This is a genomic window from Gracilibacillus ureilyticus (genome assembly GCF_900111195.1).
Classification (GTDB): Bacteria; Bacillota; Bacilli; order Bacillales; family Amphibacillaceae; genus Gracilibacillus; species Gracilibacillus ureilyticus.
On sequence record NZ_FOGL01000024.1, the window covers coordinates 46,795 to 62,259 of the forward strand.

Here is a 15,465-nt window from a genome sequence, read left to right on the forward strand (position 1 = left end):
CCGCACGCCATGGCTTTCAGCGCGCCTCCGAACGACTTCGCTCCTATTTTTCCGGACGCCATGGCTTTCAGCTCTCCTCCGAACGTCTTCGCTCTGATTTCTCCGGTTAAGCCAGTATAATTATGTAAAAAGAAGAGCCACTATAGATTTCCTCAGGATCTATGTTTTCAACCACGATAAACAAAGAGGAGGAAATTATAATGACTCCACTCTATTTAAGAATAAGTAAGGAATACAGATATCTCACCAATCCGAAAAAACATGATCCGTTTTAAAACTCCTCACACTATTTGCGCAAAGAATTTTTTAATTTTATTCGTTCGAACCAGGCGTCCCATCCTCTCCCTGGCTTAAATATCTTTTATATCTGCATGCATATGCTCTTTTGCTTCCTGCCATGGGACAGAATAACTCTCCCCTTTGGAGCAAAATACGGATGAAGATCGGTAAATCGGGTCAAGATTTTTATCATATCCTATTTTCTCAACTACTTCCTCAGGATTATGGCATTCATAATAACCTGCGTAACGCAACTGTAAAGAACCTTTGCCTTTAGTAAATGAAGCAAATGTGACAGGGTAATTCCGAAATGTGGAAACAGGGACCTTGCCAGTCAACACAGCATTCTCCCCTTCTGATACGGGAGCATCAAACATTCCTTTAGCCTTCTCAATATCTGTTATAACCCTTCCTATTAAACTGGAATGGACCTTTATTTTCACTTCATAATAAGGCTCCAGCAGGATATTATCTGCCTGCTCAAGCCCTTGGCGAAGAGCGCGATAGGAAGCTTCCCTGAAGTCTCCTCCAGAGGTGTGTTTTTCATGGGCACGGCCATTTATCAGAATAATATGGACATCTGTTAACTTTGATCCTGTCATAACTCCCGTATGCGCCCGCTCAAACATGTGCTGCTTTATCAGCCGCTGGTAGTTCAATGATAAGTCATCCACATGGCACCTGTTCTCAAATGTCACACCACTATCCCTGACACCGGGTTCTATCCGGAAATGAACCTCCGCATAATGTCTTAATGGTTCAAAATGTCCATAACCCATCACCGGTTGTTTAATTGTTTCCTTATAAAGTATTTCCGGGGGTGAAAAATCAATAGACTTGTTGAAGCGCTCCAGCATTACTTGTTTTAAAACCTCTAGTTGGATGACACCTAAAATATGCAAGTGAATCTCACTTGATTCATTGTTCCACTCTACTTGTAACGAAGGGTCTTCTGCATCCAGCAAATCAAATAACTGTAATATTTCCCGATCACTTTCTTCCTTACCATATTCCACTTTTACTCTCATAGTTGGCAGCATCTTATATTTATCAGGATTACTAGTATCTCCGATGGTTTCGCCTATGGATAATTGATTTGATCCCATTATAGTGAATAACTGACCTGCATGGACTTTATCAACAGTTCGATAATTTTGTCCATCATAAATTCTGAGCTCATTCACCTTTTCATCATTTATTTTATCCCGAACCGCTAGTTGCCCCTGAATTGCTTTAATAAATGTTAGTTTATGTCCATTTTTATCATGGCGGATTTTATATACTGTGCCAATGAATGGTCCCATACGCTCCCATTTTTTATTTGTCCATTCATCCAGTGCCTCTATCACATGACTAATACCTTTACTCTGTAATGCAGATCCATAGAAACATGGATAGATGGTACTTGTCTGAATCATTTTGTTCATATACCTTTTCCATAGATTCTCGTCAAAATCACCTTCCAGATACTGCTCTAATAATAGATCATCCTGTTCAGCAATTCTTTCGATCACTTCAGCTGGAAAATGCTCTGTTTGAAAAAAGTTGGTTGCATCAAAAATTGGGATATCAAATTCTCTCTCTATTTCATTCATTACGCTTTCTTTATCTGCACCTTCTCTGTCCAGTTTATTAATAAAGAAAAAAACAGGCTTTTCCTGTTCTTTTAACAACTGCCAAACAGTCTCAGTATGCCCTTGAATTCCTTCCACAGCACTAATTATGATAATTCCGAAGTCGACCACACGGACCATCCGCTCCATCTCCGCTGAAAAATCAACATGACCCGGTGTATCGATAATTTGATAATGACCCCGGTCTGTTTTAATTAATGCTTGTTCACTGAAAACAGTAATTCCACGTTCCTGTTCCACACTGTGATGATCAAGAAATGTATTTTTATGATCCACTCGTCCAGGCTTGTTGATACTTTTTGTGTGAAACAAAAGCTGCTCAGCGAAAGTCGTTTTCCCTGCATCCACATGTGCAAATAATCCGATCGTACTCATCATATATCATCAACCTACTTTTCTAAGCAATTAAACAAAAATAAGATACAATGTATATACACCCACAAGATAAATTAATGAGCTGATAAATAATTGATCTGCCCACTTTTTCACATCTTTCGTCCGGAAACCTTTTATACCAATCATGAGCCAGGCAATATTTAATAAACTTAGCAAAATATAAAAAGCGGGACTCATATCATTGATCAATAGCGGAACAAAAATAAGTAATGCAATATAGATACTTGTGCGGCAAATAGTTGTCTGGTAACCTTTCACCACTGGTAACATCTTTAAACCTGCCCTGGCATAATCATCATATTTTCTAATGGCAATGGCATAAGTATGCGGCATTTGCCACAGGAACATTATCAAAAATAAAGAGAGCGGGATGACATGAATAGCTGGATCAATAACAGCCCAGCCCATCAATGGTGTAACCGCTCCGGATAAACTTCCAATATGCGTATTCCATGTAACACGTCTTTTCGTCCATATTGTATATACAACAACATAAGTGAACCAGCCAATCCATCCGTATACCGCCACTTCAAAGTTTATAAAAAGCAACAAAAGCTGCCCTATGAAACTTAAAGAAAGCCCAATCCACAAAACGGTTCTTAACGACATTGTTCCAGTAACGGTTGGACGGTTCTTTGTCCGCTCCATCAATTTATCGACATCTGCTTCCAGCCAATTGTTGCAGGCAAGAGCCCCTGCGACAAGCATGCCGCTTCCAGTAATAAGCAGGAGAAGAGAAACAAAATAATCTGAAAAAGATACCCCGTAGTATTTCCATGCTATTAAAAAACCAAATAATACCGGAAGCACATTTGCAATTAATACAAACCGTTTAAATAAGTATTTTAAATCTTTTAAAAAACGAATAATTCTGATCACTTCCTCTAGTTAACCCGTGCAACTTCTTGCATTATCTTTTTCTTATCATAATTCTCCAGCTTGGCCCTGTTCCAATATTGTAAGCTTTAGCGAATGAACCCTGATTAATAGCAATAGCCATGTTATCTAATGAATTAACATAAATTAACGGCTCTCCGGTATGGATGGAAGCAAATGATCGTCCAAAAATCATCACATTGTTATATACCTGGCGATTTTCATTCTGGATCACAACCTCTACACGATCCCCGTATTCAATTTGTAACTGGATAAACATTTCTCTGCTGATATTTGTCCAAAGGTTTCCAAATCGAATATCGAGTATATCAATAGAACCCTCAATCCTGCCGTCGTTTAATACCGGCTCATAAAATGGCAATGATTCGATCTCATCACTATTCACCGGAGGTCCTACTTCATCAAATTTTATCACACCTGCTGCTAACCGCGCACCAGTATATGCATAAACATCTCTTCCATGAAAAGTATGCGAGGCACCTGATTGAGGTAACCGATTAACATTTTCATCAATCTCTCTGACATCCTGTATGCCAACTTTTCTGGCAATATGTGTAAGGGTACCATTATCCGGTGTCACAATATATTGTTCTCTGTCCGTTTTTACTACAACACTTTTTCGATTGCTTCCAACACCCGGATCGATGATGGAAACAAATACCGTTCCTTTTGGCCAGTATGCTACAATTTGCCAAAGCCGGTAAGATGCTGCCCAAATATCAAATGGCGGAATATCATGGGTATTATCATAAATTGGAATTACTCTGCTGACAGAATGTGCTACACCTTTCATAGCACTCACTGCACCGTCCTCCAAACCAAAGTCTGATTGTAATACCAGTGCATTCATCATAAATGATCTCCCCCTTGGTTTTCACTCCATTTATTATACTATTATCAGCCAATGAATACTATTTTCTTTTGGAATCAGGAACATTTACTTTCCGTCAACGACTTCTTTTAAAATTTGATAGGATCGTTTCTGTTTTTCCTGATCGTAAATATAAGAAACAGCCATCAGTTCATCTACCTGATATTTTTCCTGGAAACTGGTTAATTGCTCACGAATAGAGTCTTTGCTCCCAAGTAAGGTTACACTGGACATCGATGAGGCAACATGCTTTTCCTGCATTGTCCACAGTTCATCCATATCCTTGACAGGAGGACTTAAAGGAGTCCTTGAACCCCTGACCACATTTAAGAAAAACTGCTGCATCGTTGTTGATTCAAATTGTGCTTCTTCGTCCGTTTCTGCTGCGATTACATTTAGACAAACCATCATGTAAGATTTATCTAAATATGCAGATGGCTGAAACTCTCTCCGGTATATGGAGATCGCTTCTTCCATATGAGCAGGAGCAAAATGTGATGCAAAAACATATGGCAAGCCTAGTTTTGCTGCTAAATGAGCAGAATCTGTTGAAGAACCAAGAATATAAATTGGGATATTTGTGCCAATTCCAGGGAACGCTTTTACATAGCCTTGTTCTTCTTCTGGTCCAAAATATGTTAACAATGATTGAACATCTTTAGGGAAAGTATAAACAGGATCATCCTTTGAGCGTCTTAAGGCACTTGCCGTTAACTGATCAGTACCCGGCGCTCTGCCTAATCCTAAATCCAGACGATCAGGATAAATTGTCGCCATTGTTCCAAACTGTTCTGCCACAGCCAATGGCGCATGATTCGGCAACATTACACCGCCAGAACCTACCCGGATGTTTTTGGTATTCTCCAATGTATGCTTCATTAAAATAGTGGTAGCAGAACTAACTAGAGTTGTTGTATTATGGTGTTCTGCTATCCAATACCGTTTATATCCCATCTCATCAGTGGCCTGTGCGAGATCAACCATCTGGTCAATCGCTTCTTTCGGACCGTTGCCTTTTCTAATTGGAACTAAATTTAATACTGATACAGGTATGTTTATGTTCATTAATTGTCATTTCCTTTCTTGTGTCACTTTCATTACTATCGTATCAATTTCCTTAAGATTAAAAAATTTATTTGCTTACATTCAGTCATGTTGGGAATTATATATTCTGTTCAGGCAGATCAATGTACATTCTTCTAATGATTAAATATTATATAACTTACATTCTTTTAAAAAGGTGGTAAAACAAAATGACCAATGATTTATTAACTTCCTATACATTGCCTAATGGCGTAAAACTGAAAAACCGCATTGTAATGGCACCTATGACCAACTTTTCTTCAAATAATGACGGAACAGTTACAGAAGCAGAAGTAAACTACTATTCCCGCAGATCACATGGTGTTAGTATGGTTATTACTGCATGTACTTATGTAACCCCAAACGGGAAAGGCTTTCCTGGAGAATTTGGAGCTGATAATGATGAAATGATACCAAGTTTGGAGAAATTAGCAAATGGGATTAAAAAAAATGGAGCAAAAGCAATTTTGCAAATATTTCATGGCGGGAGAATGTGTCCGGCAGACCTTGTACCTGATGGAGATGTTGTAAGTGCAAGTAACATACCAGCTGCCGGGGAAAATAATCCTGTACCGAGACCGTTAAGCGAACAGGAAATTGAAAATATTATTAATTCGTTTGGCGAAACTGTTCGCCGGGCCATTGAAGCTGGATTTGACGGGGTTGAAATTCATGGTGCAAACGGATATTTAATTCAGCAATTTTTCTCCCCACATTCCAACAGAAGGGATGACCGTTTTGGAGGCAGCATCGAGAAGCGGATGGCATTTCCTTTAGCTGTTGTAGACAGGGTGACGGAAACCGTAAAAAAACACGCAAATTTCCCATTCATCGTAGGATACAGATTTTCCCCAGAAGAGGCAGAAACCCCGGGAATTACGATGGAAGATACCTTGGAATTAGTCAATACTCTCGCTGATAAAGAACTTGACTACTTGCATGTTTCATTAAATGATTTCACATCTAAACCACGCAGAGGCGTAGATGATTTAAATAAAACCCGTCTCGAATATTTACTTGAGACGATTAACAACAGGGTACCATTAATTGGAGTAGGCTCCATTTACTCTGCAGTAGATGCCCGGAGAGCTTTCGCGACAGGAATTCCACTAATCGCACTTGGCAGGGAATTGATTATAGATCCTGACTGGGTTGAAAAACTTGAAACAGGAAAAGAAGACGAAATTGTAACAGAATTGAATAAAAACAGACAACAGGAGTTAGTTGTTCCAGATCCGCTCTGGAATATTATTACTAACACTCCTGGATGGTTTCCTGGTATAGATTAAACAGACAGGAAAAGAGCAATATCCGCTCTTTTCCTGTTTTAGTTACTGGTATCAGGCCGGTATCCTAGTTCATTAATGGCATTTGATATATCCCATGGCTTATCTTTATTATTGGAGACACCATAATACGTTCCATACTTCACATCTGTTTCAACAGCCGCCTGAAACAGATTAACCAGATCTTTTTCCGAAAGTAATGTTCTCTTTAGGCGATCATCTTTCTTTACTGCCTGCTCCTCATCCGGAGGCACAGAACCGATTCTGATATTAATGACAGATAAGTCCGTATTGTGGGAAAAAGTAAAAGCCGCATGTTCTGAAGCTATTTTTAACACACCATATAACCCTGTAGGTGCAGGGTAATCTTTTGTAGTAATCTCACGGCCCAGTTTAGAAAAACCATTATCTTCATAATAGTCGGTCACATGGTTGGTACTTGCAAAAACTACCCTTGGTATATTATATTTCTGTGCAATTAACATGAGGTAATAGCTTGCTTTGAAGAATACGTCTGTCATTTTGTTAAATTCATCCACATTCTCTACCGCTTTATCTGTATCTATTTTTAATAAATTTATTAATACATCGGTATCTGTCGGTATTTTTTCCAACAAATGATCATAATTTGTTGCATCAACATATTGAAAAGTGGATGTTTCCTCTTCCACCGAATGGTCCAAAACTAATACCTGATACTCTTCGTTAAATCCATTAAACAGCTTCCTGCCAACATTTCCATTACCGCCGATGATGACTAGTTTTTTCATTAAAACTAAAGCCCCTTCCATTACAATAATGATTAGTATAACCAGAGATCCTTCTAAAAAAGCATAACAAAACTGTCAATTAATGTTTTTATTGTTTACCCTGACCAAGGGGCTTTGAAACAACCTCGTGCCTTATCATGGTCGAGGTTATTTTTACTAAAACAAAAAAGAGTTAAGCTTTCACTTAACCCTCCTGTTTAATAATCCATTATTTAAATGATGGCCAGCCAACTTCCCAATTCATTCGTCTAATCTGCATCCGGATCGTGCCATTTGCATCTCCATCATAATAATGATAAACCATATAATAATTGCCATCCTCTTCAATCACATCTTGTCCACCGGGTCCAATCTGATTATCCTCTGCTTCAAGAATGACATCACCGCCGCCATCCAGCAGTGCTACACCATTGGAGTCCACATACGGACCAATGATTGATTCAGAACGCCCCACAGCAACCTTGTACGTACTATCAACACCGCTGCAACATTTGTCCCAAGATGTAAGTAAGTAATAGTAATCATCTTTCTTGAAAATTGTTGGTCCTTCGATTGCGTTATGTTCGGTAGTCGCTTGTCTGGATGCAAGTACATATTCTTCTCCTGTAGTCTCAGTCATATCAACCAATTCCTTCAGGACGATTCCGCCAAAGTGCGAACCATACAGAAGCCACCATTTCCCATCATCTTCAATTGCCATCGGATCAATTGCATTAAAGCTGTCTCTCATTGTAGTTTGTATTATAGGCCCATGATCTTCCCAGCTATTTGTATCTTCAGGGGTAGAAGTCGATGCAACCCCAATTGCAGAGTAATTCGTACCGAACATTGATGCAGAATAGTATAAATAATATGTTCCGTCATTTTCTGCTACATGCGGCGCCCACAAATGGTGGACATTATATTCTTTCGTCCATTCTGCTACAGGCAGTTCTCCAATTGACTCCCACGGCCCTTCTAAAGCGCCTTCAGATTTCCGGATAAAGATCCCGCCTGGATTTTCCTCGTTCCGTGCAATTCCTGTTGATACTACATAATAGGTATCATCTGCTTTAAAAATGGAAGGATCGTGTGTTGGATCGTCTCCTTTTTCTACATCAAATCCTCCTATATCCCCTGTCATTTCTAATTTTGTTTCCGTAACAGTCTCCCTTGTTCCACCTGTAATATTTGCAATTGGCTCATAAAAAACAATTGTACATACAAGTAGTGCAACAGAAAAAAGTACAGCAATAATAGCACCTGTCTTTTTCATTGTTTGTCCCCCTTTTAACTTGTACGTACATTATATCATAACACCTGGAAATGTTGCTATTATATTTTCATTAATAATGTCTCATCATTAATAAAAGCACAATGGTCTGATAATTCAGGGGGATTTTCTATCATTGACCATATATTTTTTGCGGTTTTTGCCGGATCTTTCGGTGCATTTCCCCCTCCCATATCTGTTTTCATCCAGCCCGGATGAACAGAGGCTATAAATATTTTATCTTCCCTCAAATATGCTCGAAGTTTTTCTGTAAACATGTTTAAAGCTGCTTTTGACATACCATATGGATAATCCCCTGGATATGCGTTTGTAAGGCTGGCTGCTTCTGAACTTATGTTTAAAATGGCTGTATTTTCTTCAACACTGTACGTTGAACTGTGTTTTATTAATGGCAGGAAATGCTTAATGACTCTCAGAGGCCCTAAAGTGTTTATGTCAAAAGCCTTCATTGTTGCATGAATGTCGAGATCTTCTATTGTCTTTTCTCTCTCATTTAGTATAGCCGCATTATTTATAATCACATCGACATACTGGTCAGTAAATGCTACTGCCTTTGAAGCATCCCTGACTGTTTTTTCATTCGTTACATCAATATGTAATATTCTGAGCTGACCTTCATATTCATTTTTTAATTTTTGCAATTTTGCTATATCCTCATCAGCAACTGACCTTACTCCTGCGAACATTGTATAACCTTTGCCCAATCCTGTTTCAATAAGAGAAAGACCTAACCCTCTGTTTGCTCCGGTTATTAACACTTTCACTAACAGCACCCCATTTCTATCATCCTCTATTTTATTATATTGTAAACCCTTTCATTTTATTTAGCAAAAAAATATTATCTAAACAGCTGGGCATGCTCGAACATAAAAAGGGCCAGAAGCGGCCCCTTGAATGGTAAATGTTAAACGTGTGTCCTAGATCAAATTATTTATTTCGGAAAATTTTTACGATTTCCATAAGAATAACACTTCCTAGTGCCAATCCAGCTGCAATTAACCCTTCATTCCAGCCAAATTCAGCAGGGATATGGAAGATATCTCTAGCAAATGGCAAGATGGTAATTGTATAAAGAACAAAGCCAACAAGAACTGCACCCAGCACATATTTATTACTAAAGAAGCCTGCTTTGATTGCTGTTTGAACATTTGATCTTGCGGGGAATGTCTGTAAGGTCCTTGCTAAAATCAATGTAGTAAAGGCCATAGCTACACCCATCTCATCTGAATGCTGTAAACCTGTATAATGGGAGACAATAACAGCCGTACCGATTAACAGCCCGCGAATAATGACAGATCTTAATGTTCCACCTGCGAAAATACCTTCATCAATATTACGCGGCTTGCGCTTCATTACATTCGGTTCGGACTTCTCCATACCAAGAGCAATTGCCGGTAATGAGTCATTAACCAGATTAATAAAGAGCAGCTGTAATGCTGTAAAAGGATTGGCCCAATTCATCAGAACGGCAAACAGTATCGCAATAATCGCGCCAAGGTTTCCTGCAAACAAATAAGCAATCGCCTTTTTAATATTATCAAAGACTGTCCGGCCAACACTCACTGCTTTCACGATCGAGACAAAATTATCATCTGTAAGAACCATCGCTGCAGAGTCTTTTGCTACGTCTGTTCCGCTACCCATCCCAATTCCAATATCAGCTTGTTTCAGTGCTGGTGCATCATTAACACCATCTCCGGTCATTGCCGTTATCTGGCCTTTTCTTTGCCAAGCCTTCACAATCCTGATTTTGTTTTCAGGTGATACACGGGCATATACCGAGATTCTCTCCAGTTTTTCATCAAGTTCCTGTTCCGACATTTTATCTAACTCTTTACCTGTAACTGCTAAGTCATCTGGATTCATTAATCCAATTTCTTTTCCAATTGCCTGTGCTGTTGTTTTATGGTCTCCTGTAATCATTACAGGTTTGATCCCTGCTTTTTTCGCTTCCTCAATTGAGCCGTACACCGCATCACGTGGTGGATCCATCATGGCGGTAAGTCCAATTAGAACAAAGTCCTTTTCATCATCAAGGGTAATCTTATGGTCTTCGGAAATCTCTTTATAACCAAATGCCAATACACGCAGTGCTTGTTGTGAATAACCTTCATTCTGGTCTTGTAATTTTTTTAACCATTCTTCATTTAAGTCGATGACTTCTCCATCTACTAAAATAGAGGACGCGCGGTCAACCATCACATCCGGACCACCTTTTATCAGCATTAGCCGCTTGCCATCAATCGTATAAACGGTTGACATCATCTTACGGTCAGAGTCGAAAGGCAATTCTGCTTCCCTTTTATATTTTTCCCTTAATTCCTGATAAGGCTGGTTTTGCTTATCGGAAAATTGAATTAATGCAATTTCAGTTGGATCTCCAATTTCACTTTTATCCTCATTGATATAAGAATCATTACATAAGACAGCGGTCTGGATTAATAATCGTTCATTTTGGCTGGAACTATCAGAAAAAGGCTTATCCACGCCTGGCAGGTAGGTTTCCGTAACAGTCATTTGGTTCTTCGTTAATGTACCAGTCTTATCTGTACAAATAACACTAGTAGATCCAAGTGTTTCGACTGCTGGGAGTCTTCTGATAATTGCATGCTGTTTAGCCATTTTATTAGTCCCTACTGACAATACGATCGTCACAATAGATGATAATGCCTCCGGAATAGCGGCAACCGCAATAGCAACAGAGAACATCAATGCATCAAGAACAGCTGTGGTCATATCCGCCTCCGCACCAGTAAACCATAACCGGCCAACTTGTACTGCGAATATAAGTATACATAATAGTAAGATGGCGATACCTAATTTTTTACTGAATGAGTCTAACTTTCGCTGCAGCGGTGTCTGCTTCTGTTCCGCTGTTTCGATCATTTCAGCTATTTTACCAATTTCAGCTTTTTCACCTGTTGCGGTAACAACGAATGTTCCACGGCCATTTACAACAAGCGAACTGCTAAATACCATGTTCAGCTGATCCCCAATTGTTACATCCTCATTAATCGGATCTATTTTTTTCTGAACAGCATCAGATTCCCCTGTCAGCATACCTTCGTTAATTTTTAATGACTCAGCTTCAAGCAAGCGGCCATCTGCCGGGATAAAGTCACCTGCTTCCAGTTTAACAATGTCTCCAGGTACAAGTTCTCTTGCCATTATTGTTGATGTTGTGCCATTTCTGATCACCTTTGCTTCAGGTGCAGACATATCACGAAGGGCATCTAAAGAACTCTCTGCTTTCTTTGTCTGGACAACACTGATTACTGCATTTAACAAAATAACCAGGAAAATAATAACAGACTCAATTACTTCACCAAGAATTAACTGCACAACTGCTGCAACTAGAAGAACTATCACCATGGCATCTTTAAAAGTCTCTAAAAATAACTTCCATGTCGGAACCTTTTCTTTATCGGCGATTTCGTTATAGCCTTCCTCTTCTAACCGCCTTTTCACCGTATCATCTGACAATCCCTTTTCTGTTACTTCTAAATTTTTCAGTACGTCCTCTTTCGTTTGTTGATACATTTCCATATTTAATTGCCCCCTCCATTATCTCTTTGAAATGTGACACTAACTTTCTCGATACGTATATCAGAAACTTCAACTACATTAAAAACAATAGATTTGTAAGTAATGGAAGGATACTCGTCTTTTTTCGGTATGTACCCTAATTGATTGACAAGAAACCCATTAACTGTCTCAAACTCCTCTGAAGGCAGTTCAGCATGAAAAATGTCATCTAACAAATATAAAGGTGTGGTCCCTTCCATTTCATATTCGTTTTCATTGATTTTTTTAAACTGGGATTTCTCCTGCTCACCTGGGAGATGATGCTCACTTAAAATTTCTCCTACAATTTCCTCAATCATATCTTCTATTGTTATTAAGCCGTCAATTCCGCCATATTCATCTACCACCATAGCAATATGAACATTATTTTTCTTCATATCCTGAAAAGCAACATCAATTGGCTGGGACTCCATAACAAAGTAAGGTTTTCTTAAAAGTGATTCTATTGTTGACTCAGTGGACTTCCCCGATAAAAGTGGCACAATGTCTTTCATATGTAGTATTCCAACAATTTGATCAATACTTTCCTCATAAACAGGAAAACGGGTAAATCGCTTTTCATTCATTAAATCAACCACTTCATTTAATGGCATACCAAGTTCAATGGCACTAATTTCTTTACGGTGTGTCATGATGTCGGAAACTGTTTTATTATTAAACTCGAAAATATTATGGATCATTTGTTTTTCATCTTGTTCAATGGTTCCTCTTTCACCGCCAATATCGACAAGCATCCGAATTTCTTCTTCATTCGCCTCCTCCTGTTTTGCATTTGGATCGACTCCTAATAGTCTTACGATTAAGTTCGTAGAAAGATTCAGAATTTTCACAAAAGGAGTGCTGATTCTAAACAGAATAAGTAATGGTGAGACAACCCCGTAGGCTATTGCTTCCGCCTTCTGAAGTGCCAGTTGCTTTGGCACCAGTTCACCAATTACCAAGGTGAAGTACGATAATAGAATGGTAATAATAATAACAGATATTGTATTAAGGAGAGAGAATGATATTGGTACTCCTATGGAGACAAGCCATTCTGCTAATGGAGTTGCGAAACTGTCTGCAGCAAATGCGCTCGCTAAAAAACCTGCTAATGTGATTCCAATTTGGATAGTAGCAAGAAAACGTCCGGGTTCGGAAAGCAGGATTTGCAGTTTCATGGACTTTTTATCTTTTTGCTCCGCTCTTTTTTTTACTTTGTTGTCATTTAATGCAACAAGTGCAATTTCTGATGCAGCAAAAAAAGCATTGATTAAAATCAGGATGATTAATATGATTATACCAAGTAACAATTCGATCACCTTCAATATAGTCTTCTACCATTGTTATACCCTAAAAAGCCGGAAACAATCATAAACCCCTTCTATTTTCTAAAAAGTCTATGCCATCCCTGTCCATTCACTTTACATTTATACTTCCTGAACAGTTATTGACTTATATTAATTTTTTGGTTAATCTTTAAAAGAATAACCATATTTTTTTATTAACTATCATAATAACTTTATTAATTTTGTTACCATAATAATAAATGAAAGAAAGTGGTTGATCCTTATGCAATTAGAAATAGACAAGTCATCCTTACCTGTTTACGAAGCATTAGCAAGTGAAGTAAGAATTCAAATCATTCACCTGTTATCCAAAAACAAAATGAATATTAAAGATCTTTCCGCAGCTTTAGGAATAAGCAGTCCTATTGTGACAAAGCATATTGAGAAGCTGGAGAGAGCGGGGATTATACGAACAGAAAAAATCCCGGGGAAATCCGGCCTCCAAAGAATCTCCATATTGAAAATTGATCATATTGAAATTAATTTCCCCAAAAAAATCTTTCATTCATTCGCCACATATGAAACATCCGTACCAGTCGGGCATTACACAGATTACCAGGTATTACCAACTTGCGGACTAGCTACAATCAAAGACTTTATCGGTCCGGTGGATGATGCGAAATATTTCATGGACCCTAAAAGAATGGATGCAAGAATTCTCTGGTTTACTCAAGGATTTATTGAATACAAAACACCAAACTTTTTAAAAGAAGAAGACGAACTGCAGCAACTGGATATCAGCTTCGAAATTTCTTCAGAATTCCCTTTTTCTAATGAAGTTTGGCCATCTGATATTACTTTCACATTAAATGATATTGAACTGGGTACATGGATCAGTCCAGGTGACTTTGCTGACACAAGGGGTAAATTTACGCCAGACTGGTGGCCTAGTAATATTAATCAATACGGTTTGCTTAAGACGATTCGTATTACATCACATGGGACTTACATGGGCGGTGATCCATTATCTGATGTTACTATTCATGATTTGGATAAGAGAACAGATGGCTGGAAGCTCCGAATTGAGGTTAAAGAAAATGCTGAACATGTTGGCGGGGTAACTCTTTTTGGCCGGGGCTTTGGTAATCATGATCAGGACATTAATTTTAAGCTTTACTATATTTAAATATGAAAAAACAGGAGCCTGTTTAATGGGCTTCTTTTTTATTTTTAGTTGAATAGAAAATAGAGTAGAAAAAAGTAGAAATTTATCGAATTTTCTTCACACAAACTATAAATTGAAGTAAAATAGTTATACCAATAATATGATTGGAAAGTATATTGAGGGAGTATGTCCATGATGAAAACCGTACTTATCGCCGATGATTCAAAATTTATGCGCCGCTGGTTAAAGCAAATCATCGAGAAGCACCCTTATCAAGTCATTGGTGAAGCTAGCAATGGACTAGAGGCGGTTATGCAGTTTCAGAAACTCCGTCCTGATATCATTTTGCTTGATATAATTATGCCCCGAGCCAACGGGTTAGATGCATTAAAGAAAATAATCGAATTAAACCCGAATGCGAACGTAATAATTGTTTCTTCCCTTGCTACCAAAAGTAATGTAATGTCAGCACTCCATCTTGGCGCAAAAGATTTCATCATTAAGCCCTTTTTCAATGACTTAATTAAAGCTCTTGATAAGATTGAGTGAACTACTCCCACCACTTACCACCCTTACGGGTTGCTTGAAGTGGGGGCTTCTTGGGTAATCGTCCCTTTTGTCAGCTGACGAAATGGACCAAGCTAACCCTCTTGTTCCAAGAGTTTATCTTTTCATTCGGCACTTGTTAATAAGCGAATGCCTTCTTTTTTTATGTTTAGCGCAGCATTGTAATCTCTATCAAGATTTAGTCCGCAAGAACAAACATACATCCTAACATTCATAGGCATTGGTTGGGTATTTCCACAACACGAACAAGTTTTAGTAGATGGAAACCATTTGTCAATTTTGATCAGTTGTTTTCCTTGTTCTTTTAATTTGTACTGTAAGAAAGAAGTGAACATTCCCCATCCACTATCCGCTACGCTTTTACCGAATCTAAGTGCTTGTGACATTCCTTTCA

The 15,465-nt window shown here is 38.5% G+C and carries 13 protein-coding genes; 3 read left to right on the top strand and 10 right to left on the bottom strand.

Features of this window, described 5'->3' with window-relative positions; all coding sequences use genetic code 11:
* Window positions 1-350: 350 nt before the first annotated feature.
* The 4 genes from BMW36_RS18440 to BMW36_RS18455 form a co-directional block, all read right to left on the bottom strand.
* Window positions 351-2,291 (bottom strand): GTP-binding protein, encoded by a 1,941-nt coding sequence (locus BMW36_RS18440; RefSeq protein ID WP_089743879.1) that lies wholly within the window; start codon window positions 2,289-2,291, stop codon window positions 351-353.
* A 27-nt stretch (window positions 2,292-2,318) separates the two neighbouring features.
* The gene (cyoE, locus tag BMW36_RS18445; RefSeq protein WP_245711743.1) at window positions 2,319-3,188 is read right to left on the bottom strand and encodes a heme o synthase; all 870 of its coding nucleotides are present in this window, start codon (window positions 3,186-3,188) and stop codon (window positions 2,319-2,321) included.
* 31 nt (window positions 3,189-3,219) lie between these two features.
* A complete protein-coding gene (locus BMW36_RS18450) occupies window positions 3,220-4,059 on the bottom strand; it encodes an SAM hydrolase/SAM-dependent halogenase family protein (RefSeq protein ID WP_089743880.1) in 840 nt (279 codons plus the stop codon).
* A gap of 84 nt (window positions 4,060-4,143) precedes the next feature.
* Window positions 4,144-5,142: an LLM class flavin-dependent oxidoreductase gene (locus tag BMW36_RS18455; RefSeq protein ID WP_089743882.1), complete on the bottom strand. Its 999-nt coding sequence runs from the start codon at window positions 5,140-5,142 to the stop codon at window positions 4,144-4,146.
* A 188-nt stretch (window positions 5,143-5,330) separates the two neighbouring features.
* Here BMW36_RS18455 and BMW36_RS18460 point away from each other — a divergent pair, with 188 nt between their 5' ends.
* Window positions 5,331-6,449, top strand: coding sequence for an NADH-dependent flavin oxidoreductase (locus BMW36_RS18460; RefSeq protein WP_089743883.1), 1,119 nt, complete (start codon window positions 5,331-5,333; stop codon window positions 6,447-6,449).
* A gap of 38 nt (window positions 6,450-6,487) precedes the next feature.
* On the opposite strand, the gene BMW36_RS18465 is transcribed toward BMW36_RS18460, so the two are convergent.
* The 5 genes from BMW36_RS18465 to BMW36_RS18485 all read right to left on the bottom strand — a co-directional run bounded on the left by BMW36_RS18465 (window position 6,488) and on the right by BMW36_RS18485 (window position 13,372).
* A complete protein-coding gene (locus BMW36_RS18465; protein ID WP_089743900.1) occupies window positions 6,488-7,216 on the bottom strand; it encodes an NAD-dependent epimerase/dehydratase family protein in 729 nt (242 codons plus the stop codon).
* Window positions 7,217-7,424: 208 nt separating this feature from the next.
* Window positions 7,425-8,471 carry an arabinan endo-1,5-alpha-L-arabinosidase gene (locus BMW36_RS18470; protein WP_089743886.1) on the bottom strand — a complete coding sequence of 349 codons (1,047 nt, stop codon included), beginning with the start codon at window positions 8,469-8,471 and terminating at the stop codon, window positions 7,425-7,427.
* A 59-nt stretch (window positions 8,472-8,530) separates the two neighbouring features.
* Window positions 8,531-9,253: an SDR family oxidoreductase gene (locus BMW36_RS18475; RefSeq protein ID WP_089743903.1), complete on the bottom strand. Its 723-nt coding sequence runs from the start codon at window positions 9,251-9,253 to the stop codon at window positions 8,531-8,533.
* Window positions 9,254-9,416: 163 nt separating this feature from the next.
* The gene (locus tag BMW36_RS18480; protein ID WP_089743888.1) at window positions 9,417-12,035 is read right to left on the bottom strand and encodes a cation-translocating P-type ATPase; all 2,619 of its coding nucleotides are present in this window, start codon (window positions 12,033-12,035) and stop codon (window positions 9,417-9,419) included.
* Window positions 12,036-12,037: 2 nt separating this feature from the next.
* Window positions 12,038-13,372, bottom strand: a complete 1,335-nt coding sequence (locus BMW36_RS18485) for a hemolysin family protein (RefSeq protein WP_425431959.1) — start codon at window positions 13,370-13,372, stop codon at window positions 12,038-12,040.
* Between the two features lie 250 nt (window positions 13,373-13,622).
* Between BMW36_RS18485 and BMW36_RS18490 the strand changes: the two genes are divergently transcribed.
* On the top strand, window positions 13,623-14,525 hold the full coding sequence (locus tag BMW36_RS18490) for an ArsR/SmtB family transcription factor (RefSeq protein ID WP_089743893.1): 903 nt from the start codon (window positions 13,623-13,625) through the stop codon (window positions 14,523-14,525).
* A gap of 171 nt (window positions 14,526-14,696) precedes the next feature.
* Window positions 14,697-15,053: a response regulator gene (locus BMW36_RS18495; RefSeq protein ID WP_089743896.1), complete on the top strand. Its 357-nt coding sequence runs from the start codon at window positions 14,697-14,699 to the stop codon at window positions 15,051-15,053.
* Window positions 15,054-15,175: 122 nt separating this feature from the next.
* Here the strand turns inward: BMW36_RS18495 and BMW36_RS18500 are convergent.
* Window positions 15,176-15,465: RNA-guided endonuclease InsQ/TnpB family protein (locus tag BMW36_RS18500; protein WP_139180341.1), on the bottom strand; the 290-nt coding region annotated here is incomplete at its 5' end.

What these genes read in the sequence shown, in the direction of transcription:
- BMW36_RS18455 (WP_089743882.1), bottom strand. Translation starts at nt 5,142, where the DNA reads ATGAACATAAACATACCTGTATCAGTATTAAATTTAGTTCCAATTAGA.
- BMW36_RS18470 (WP_089743886.1), bottom strand. Translation starts at nt 8,471, where the DNA reads ATGAAAAAGACAGGTGCTATTATTGCTGTACTTTTTTCTGTTGCACTA.
- BMW36_RS18465 (WP_089743900.1), bottom strand. Translation starts at nt 7,216, where the DNA reads ATGAAAAAACTAGTCATCATCGGCGGTAATGGAAATGTTGGCAGGAAG.
- BMW36_RS18440 (WP_089743879.1), bottom strand. Translation starts at nt 2,291, where the DNA reads ATGATGAGTACGATCGGATTATTTGCACATGTGGATGCAGGGAAAACG.
- BMW36_RS18480 (WP_089743888.1), bottom strand. Translation starts at nt 12,035, where the DNA reads ATGGAAATGTATCAACAAACGAAAGAGGACGTACTGAAAAATTTAGAA.
- BMW36_RS18450 (WP_089743880.1), bottom strand. Translation starts at nt 4,059, where the DNA reads ATGATGAATGCACTGGTATTACAATCAGACTTTGGTTTGGAGGACGGT.
- BMW36_RS18490 (WP_089743893.1), top strand. Translation starts at nt 13,623, where the DNA reads ATGCAATTAGAAATAGACAAGTCATCCTTACCTGTTTACGAAGCATTA.
- BMW36_RS18460 (WP_089743883.1), top strand. Translation starts at nt 5,331, where the DNA reads ATGACCAATGATTTATTAACTTCCTATACATTGCCTAATGGCGTAAAA.
- BMW36_RS18495 (WP_089743896.1), top strand. Translation starts at nt 14,697, where the DNA reads ATGATGAAAACCGTACTTATCGCCGATGATTCAAAATTTATGCGCCGC.